The organism is Streptomyces sp. NPDC059534 (assembly GCF_042743475.1).
Classification (GTDB): Bacteria; Actinomycetota; Actinomycetes; order Streptomycetales; family Streptomycetaceae; genus Streptomyces.
Genome location: NZ_JBHWAQ010000013.1, coordinates 186559 through 193246 on the forward strand (window position 1 = coordinate 186559; position 6688 = coordinate 193246).

6 protein-coding genes are annotated in these 6688 nt (G+C 71.9%); 2 read left to right on the forward strand and 4 right to left on the reverse strand.

Features of this window, described 5'->3' with window-relative positions; all coding sequences use genetic code 11:
- Positions 1–125: 125 nt before the first annotated feature.
- Together ACFVZH_RS18100 and ACFVZH_RS18105 are read right to left on the reverse strand one after the other, a co-directional pair.
- Positions 126–2024 (reverse strand): glycoside hydrolase family 5 protein, encoded by a 1899-nt coding sequence (locus ACFVZH_RS18100; protein WP_384898341.1) that lies wholly within the window; start codon positions 2022–2024, stop codon positions 126–128.
- A gap of 65 nt (positions 2025–2089) precedes the next feature.
- Complete coding sequence (locus ACFVZH_RS18105) at positions 2090–3388, reverse strand: YncE family protein (protein WP_384898342.1); 1299 nt, start codon at positions 3386–3388, stop codon at positions 2090–2092.
- A gap of 175 nt (positions 3389–3563) precedes the next feature.
- On the opposite strand from ACFVZH_RS18105, the gene ACFVZH_RS18110 reads away from it, so the two are divergent.
- Positions 3564–4172: a CBS domain-containing protein gene (locus ACFVZH_RS18110; RefSeq protein ID WP_384898343.1), complete on the forward strand. Its 609-nt coding sequence runs from the start codon at positions 3564–3566 to the stop codon at positions 4170–4172.
- Between the two features lie 240 nt (positions 4173–4412).
- Here the strand turns inward: ACFVZH_RS18110 and ACFVZH_RS18115 are convergent, their stop codons facing one another.
- Positions 4413–4712, reverse strand: a complete 300-nt coding sequence (locus ACFVZH_RS18115; protein WP_384898344.1) for a DUF1876 domain-containing protein — start codon at positions 4710–4712, stop codon at positions 4413–4415.
- Positions 4713–4919: 207 nt separating this feature from the next.
- Positions 4920–5732, reverse strand: coding sequence for a maleylpyruvate isomerase family mycothiol-dependent enzyme (locus ACFVZH_RS18120; RefSeq protein WP_384898345.1), 813 nt, complete (start codon positions 5730–5732; stop codon positions 4920–4922).
- Between the two features lie 279 nt (positions 5733–6011).
- Between ACFVZH_RS18120 and ACFVZH_RS18125 the strand changes: the two genes are divergently transcribed.
- Complete coding sequence (locus tag ACFVZH_RS18125; protein ID WP_384898346.1) at positions 6012–6401, forward strand: VOC family protein; 390 nt, start codon at positions 6012–6014, stop codon at positions 6399–6401.
- Positions 6402–6688 lie beyond the last annotated feature (287 nt).

Sequence of the window (6688 nt, forward strand, 5' to 3'; positions counted from 1 at the left end):
GTGGGTGTCCCCACCCTCAGGGGGGGGGGGGCCTCCGCACCCCCCCCGGGCCCCGGCGGCCTCCCGGGCGGGGGCGGGCGGTTGGGGTCCCCCCCCCCCGCCCCTCCGTCTGTCGTCGCCCGCCGCTACAGGGTGCGGCAGAGCAGGGCGTCGGGGGTCTTGCCCTTGGCCCAGGCGCCGGTGAAGGCGATCCCGGCCGCGTACTCGCCGTTGGCGCACTGGCCCTTGTAGTTGCCCTGGGCGAACTCGCCACCCGGCTCCCCGGCCGGCCGGTTGTCACCGCGGTCGAACCAGAGGGTACGGCCGGACACCGGCAGGGCCCGGGAGGCTCCCGCGCACAGCACGGCGGAGACCGCCTGGCCGCGGACGCTGTAGCCGGTCATGAACTGGTCCCGGGGGCACTGGAGTTTGCTGTAGCCGCCGGCCCAGTCGCCTTCCCTGACGTACCGTTCGTCGGTCACGACGGTCAACGGCCCTGTCGGGGAGGCGAGTCGGGGCGCCCCGGCGTCCGTGCAGAGGCCGCGGCCGTCGCGGTGGGCGAGGCCGACGAGCCGCTGTCCGTCGGGGCAGACGCCCTTGCGCGCGCCTTGGTCCCAGTCGCCCCGGGCCCGGGTGCGGAGGGACTGCACCGCGTCGGCGTGGTCGAGGTCCAGCATGTCCCAGGTGTCGGTGACCGGCACGGGCCCGGCCAGGCCGGGGGCGGTGACGAGCCTCCGCCAGTCGGCGGCGCGCCAGTCGGCGCCGTCGAGGATGCCGGAGCGTCGGCCCTCGGTGTCGTAGTCGAGGAGCTTCCATCGTCCGTGGCCGGTGAAGCCCACGAGCGGCCAGTAGGCGAAGTCCGCGTCGTTCGCGATCAGGTCGTCGACGAAGTTGCCGAACCAGGCACGGGCCTTCGGATCCGTCTCGTCGGCTCCGATGCCGAACTCGCTGATCCACACGGGCGCGGTGTAGTGCCGGCCAGTGTCGGCCGCGACGAAGAACGCCTGACGGCGCAGGGTCGCGAAGAGCTCGTCGCGGGAGAGTTCCTGGTAGCGCCAGTCATGGGTTTCGCCGGTGCCGGTCGCGCCGGTGTGGTTCGGGCCCGTGTAGCCGTAGAAGTGCGCCGAGTAGACGAGCTTGTCCGAGGCGACGAGGGTGTGGGAGAGCGTGCGGGCGGGTTCCAGGGTCGGCCGCCAGTGGAAGAGCCCGTCGGCGGGGATGCCCTGCCAGTTGATGCCCTCGACGATGACGAGGAGGTCGGGGTTGGCCTCGGTGAGGAGCCGGTCGCCCAGGCGCTGGGTGGCCGCCCACCAGTCGTGGCCGTCGCCCTGGCCCCAGTTGGCGTCGTCGGTGATGGTGCGGCGGACCTCGTTGTAGAGGTCCGCGCCGACGACCCGCTTGTTGTCCTTGTACCGCTTGGCCAGGAAGAGCCAGTCGTCCTCCCACCGGGCGGTGGACTGGCTGGTGTTCCACCGTTCGTTGCCGTCGAGGCCGCAGCACCAGCGGGAGGTGTTGGTGTGGTTGTTGAGGACGACGGCGAAGCCCTCGGCGGTGGTGGCGGCGATCACCGCGTCGAAGACCTGGAGCGGGGTCTTGCCGCGCAGCTGCGGGTTGGCCGCGACCGCCGCGTCGGGGACGGGCCGCTGGTCGTGCAGCATCTCGTTGGAGAACGGCAGGCGGATGCTGTTGATGCCGAGGGCGTGGAAGTCGGCGAGGATGCCGGCGACGGGTGCGCGGTCGAGTCCGAGGGGGAGCTGGTCGGACTTCTCCGCGTCATGGTGGTTCGCGGGTTCGGAGGCGTCACCCGAACCGTTCCACGAGCCCTGCGCCCCGTGCCAGTTGGCCGACTTGAGCTTGAAGCGGTCGCCGTCGGCGTCCACGATGTAGCGCCCCCGGGTACTGAGCGGGGGCTGCCAGCTCTCGGCGAGGGCCTGCCCCGCGGGGAGCGCCGCCGGGGTGGGATCGGTCGCGGACGCGGGCGCTGCCGTCGTTCCGGCAGCCAGGAGGGCCGCGGCGAGCGCGGCCCCCAGGAGTGTTCTCTTCACGATGCCCTTCGGGAGGTGTCAGGGGTACAGGAGGTGGCGAGGGTACGGAGGGGCGGTCGGGCCCGTCAGCCGGCCGTGGGGCCGGTCCAGTCGGCGGGGACGCGGGCGAGCCGTACGCGCTGGGGGTGGTCGCCGACGTCCACCGAGGCCACCCGCCGCCCCGTGGCGAAGTCGATCGCCGTGACCCGGTCGGCGCCGCTCTCGGAGACGACACAGGAGCGGCCGTCCCCGCTCACGGTCGCCCAGTACGGCTTGGACGCCGGCACGAGCGGGCCCTGCTGGAGGCTCTCCCGGTCCACGACGGTGGCGTAGTCGTCCATCGTCCCGGCGACGCACAGCTTGGTGCCGTCGGGGCTCATCGAGAGTCCGTGGTGGCGCGAGTCGTTGACCCATGTCGTGCGGTCGGGGTCCGTCGCGGGGTTCCCGGGAAGGTTCTTGAGGCGGGTGATGCGGTCGGATTCGACGTCGTACTCCAGGAACCCGTTGAGGAAGGAGACCTGGAAGTAGATCTTCTTCTCGTCCGGTGTGAAGACGAGCGGGCGGACGGCGTCGGACAGGTCCCCGCGCCCGAAGGCGTCGAGGCGGGCACGCATGTCGATGACGCGGACGGTCTCGAAGGTCCGCGCGTCGACGACGGTGATCCTGCGGTCCCCCTTGGTCCAGTCGAGCCAGGGGGCGTCGAGCGCCGTGGTCACCTCGCCGATCGACATGTTCCAGAGCAGGCCGTCGGAGGTGAACACGTTCTCGTGCGGCTTGTCGCCCGTCTTGAACGAGCCGAGTTCGCGACCGGTGGCGATGTCGAGGACGTGCACCGTGTTGGCCGTGGAGGCGGAGACCGCCACCCGTGTCCCGTCGGGCGAGACGGCCATGTGGTCGGCGCGGTAACCGGCCACGGGAAAGCGCCAGTTGATGCGCCCGGTACGCACGTCCAAGGACACGACGTCGGCGAAGCTGGGCCGGGAGACGACCATGGCCGAGCCGTCGGGGGTGGCGTACATGTCGTCCACGAACTGGTCGTGCCCCTCCCCCGGCCCGCTGCGCACGCCGAGGAAGTACGCGAGCCGGATCGGGTTCAGGTAGATCTCGCGCAGCCGCTGCTCCTTGTCGGGGATCACGTTCAGCCGTCCGACACGCCCGAAGTCTCCGCGGGCGGCGATGACGTCCGCGGTGCCGTCCCAGTTGTTGCCGACGAACATCACCTCCCGCAGCCCGGACTCGGGGGCGGCGGCAGAGGAGTCGGGAGCGGAGGCGGCCGGTTCCGATGGGGAGGCCGCACCGGCGCCCGCGGACGCCGTCACAAGCGCGAGGGAGGCCGCGAGAGCCCCGAGGAGGCGGCGGGTCCCGGACGTGCGGGGAGAGGGCATGGGGGGTCCTTCTTCCGTGACGCGAGGATGACTTACCGGAGGTAACCATGGACACGTCATGCCCACAAGCCCCTGTCACGCCCCCCTTCACGCCACTCCCCCGACCCCCCTCGCGCAGGGTCCGGCCCCGGTGCGGGACCATGGAATCCGGAAGACAGAAGGGACGGAACGGACGATGAGGCACCGCAGTGTCGCGGACCTGATGACGCCGGCCGCGGTCGCGGTACAGCGCGGGACCTCGTTCAAGGAGATCGCGCGGCTCCTCGACGAGTACGGCATCACCGCGGTCCCCGTGGTCGACGACGACAACCGGCCCGTCGGCGTCGTCTCGGAGGCCGACCTGCTGCGGCGGCACTCCGCGAAGGACGGGCCGAGCAGCGCCGAGGCCATGATGTCCAGCCCGGTCGTCACCGCCCGCCCGTCATGGACGGCGGTGGAGGCCGCCCGACTGATGGAGCGCCACCGCGTCAAACGGCTCCCGGTCGTCGACGCGGAAGGCCGCCTCATCGGCGTCCTCAGCCGCAGCGACCTCCTCCAGCTCTTCCTCCGCCGCGACCGCTCGATCCAGGAGGAGATCCGCGAGGACGTCCTCGTCCGGATCCTCCGCCTCGCCCCCTCCTCCGTCCACATCGACGTCGACGAGGGCCGCGTGACCCTGAGCGGCACCCTGGAACGACGCGGACTCGGCCCGATCCTGGTCCGCCTGTGCGAGACGGTGGACGGCGTGGTGGAGGTCGTGGACCGACTGGTGTACGAGGGGGCCGAGGAGGCGGGACAGGGGTGAGCCGGCCGTAGCGGCCGCATCATTCCCGGCGAGCGGCCGCGTCGGGCGCCGCCGGCAACCGTCGGGGCGGCACGGCACACGCCGGAAGTGCGGCCGGGTGGTCGCGGCACGACCGAGGCGTGGCCGGGTGGACACGGCTGGGCGGAAGCCCGGGGAGCCCGGCCGGACGGTCACGGCGCGACCGAAGCCCGGCCGGGCTGTGACGCCCCGCCGGGTTTCCCGCACCGGAAGGCGGTCCCGTCAGGACACCGCCTCCGGCCAGCCGTAACCGGGGCCGGTTCGCTGAGGCACGGTCCCGGCGCCCACTGCCTCCATGTCGCGGTTGGCCTCCCGCATGAGCTTGCCCGCCAGGTCCTTCATCGCGCGACTGGCGGCGAGTTCGTCACCGATCGCCGGTACGTCCACGTCCGCCGGGTTGCACCGGGCGGAGCCGTGGCCCGTCAGGGTCGTGGTGCCGGTGGTCAACCGGGCCTCGGCCTTGGTCCGGCCGCCGTCCTCCACCACTTCCACGCCGACCTTCCACTCCAGAGTGCGGGTCATGATCTGCCTCCTCGCACCGTCGGGCCGCGCGGAACCGAGGCACGACCCCTTCCGATACTTCAAGCATCCATCGATGGGGGCCGTGATGCACGGGGACGTACACGACCTTCCGGGACTGTACGGAACCGGGCGGAGTCGTACGAGATCATTCGGTTCCGCAGGGCACCGGATGGAGTCGCCCGGACGCGGGCCGTGCCCGTCGGGGGCTCAGGGCGCGCGGAACAGGGTGGGGAAACGAGGGGCGAGCCAGGGCTTGCGCCCCCAGCCGAGCGCCCTGCCGCGGGCGATCGCGGGCCAGGGGTCGATCCGGCCGAGCGCGAGCAGCAGGAAGGTGACCGGCTCCGTGAGGATCGTGCAGTCCGGCCGCTTCGGCGGCTCCTCGTCGACCCGGACCCGGCCGTCGGCGATCGCGACACCGAAGCCCGAGCCTCCCCGGAGCCGTACCGCGAAGCTCGCGGTGAGTCCGGCGACGGCGTCCGGGTCCGTGACCCCCGGCATCGCCTGCATCATGAACGGCATGCTGAGCTCCACCCGGTGCGCGTCGAGCATGTGCGGGCGGCCCAGGGCCCGCGCGAGGTCGTAGCCGTGCCCGAGCATGTGGGTCAGCAGGTACGAGCCCAGGACGGCCGGGCCCATCCTGCCGAGCGGCGTGGTGAGCAGCTCGGTCTCCTCGCGCTCTTCGACGGCGTCGAGGAAGGCGAGGGCCTGAGCCGTGATCATCTCCGCGAGCGGACCGGGCTCCCGCTCCGCGAACCCCGCGAGGGCCCGCTCGTTCGCCTCGGCCAGGCTCCCCGGCGTGCCGTCGCCGTACGGCCGCTCCCGCCCCGCGGCCAGGTCCGCCATCAGCGCGTTCGCCTGCGCCAGGTGCGCGGCGGCCTCACCCACCGTCCACGTCGAACGGGGCACGGACACCCCACCCCCCGCGCCCTGCGAGCGCAGCACGTCGGCGATGTCCTCGGCCGTCCCCCGTATCGCCTCGGCCAGCCCGCCCGGCAGCACCCCGCCCGTTCGTCCGGTCACTGAATCCGCCCCTCCACCAGCTCCGGCGGCTCCCCTTCGAGCGCCGACAAGTGAGGGGACCGTACCAGCGAGTAGCTCCCCGCGGCAGACCCCCGACCTGCCTCTTTGCCCCCACCCCGACACTCCGCCCAGGCCCACCGCCCCGGCCCGCCCGACCCCCACCGGACGCCGGGCCTACGGCGACCCGGCCCCCGTGACTACGATGTGAAGCGACATCGCGTGTCGGTCACCGGCAGGGTGAGGCATGGAGGTGTCAGGAGATGCCCTCGGAGGCATTCCTTGTCAGTCGAGTTGAACCACACGATCGTCCACGCCCGGGACAACCGAGAGTCCGCAGAGTTCTTCGCGGGCCTGCTGGGCCTTGAGATCACCGGCGAGTGGGGCCCGTTCATCGCCGTCGGCCTCAGCAACGGCGTCACCCTGGACTTCGCCACCATCCCCGCGGACCGGATCACCCCCCAGCACTACGCCTTCCTCATCTCCGAAGAGGAGTTCGACGCCGCGTACGCCCAGATCCGGCACCGCGGCATCGAGCACTACGCCGACCCCCACCGACACCACCCCGGCACCATCAACCACAACGACGGCGGCCGCGGCGTCTACTTCCTGGACCCCTCGGGCCACGCCATGGAACTCCTCACGGTCCCGTACGGCGGCTGGCCTTCCTGACCCCGGCTCTCCTGACGCCGGTCCGACCCCGCCGCCCCAGGGCCGCACCCCGACGCGGGGTGCGGCCCGCGGTCGTCGAGAGCATCACGGGGACTCGTCGCATTCACCATCAGGTCAACGCAACACGTTGCGCGCAGATCATTGCGTTACCTTCAGAACCGTTGCAATGAAATCCCTGCACTGAGCTGCGATGATTAGATTCCTACGCAACGAAGTCGTTGCCAGAGTCTCGAACGCAACGTAGCTTTTCCTTCATCAGAAACGGCGGGCCGACAGAGAGCCCGCCG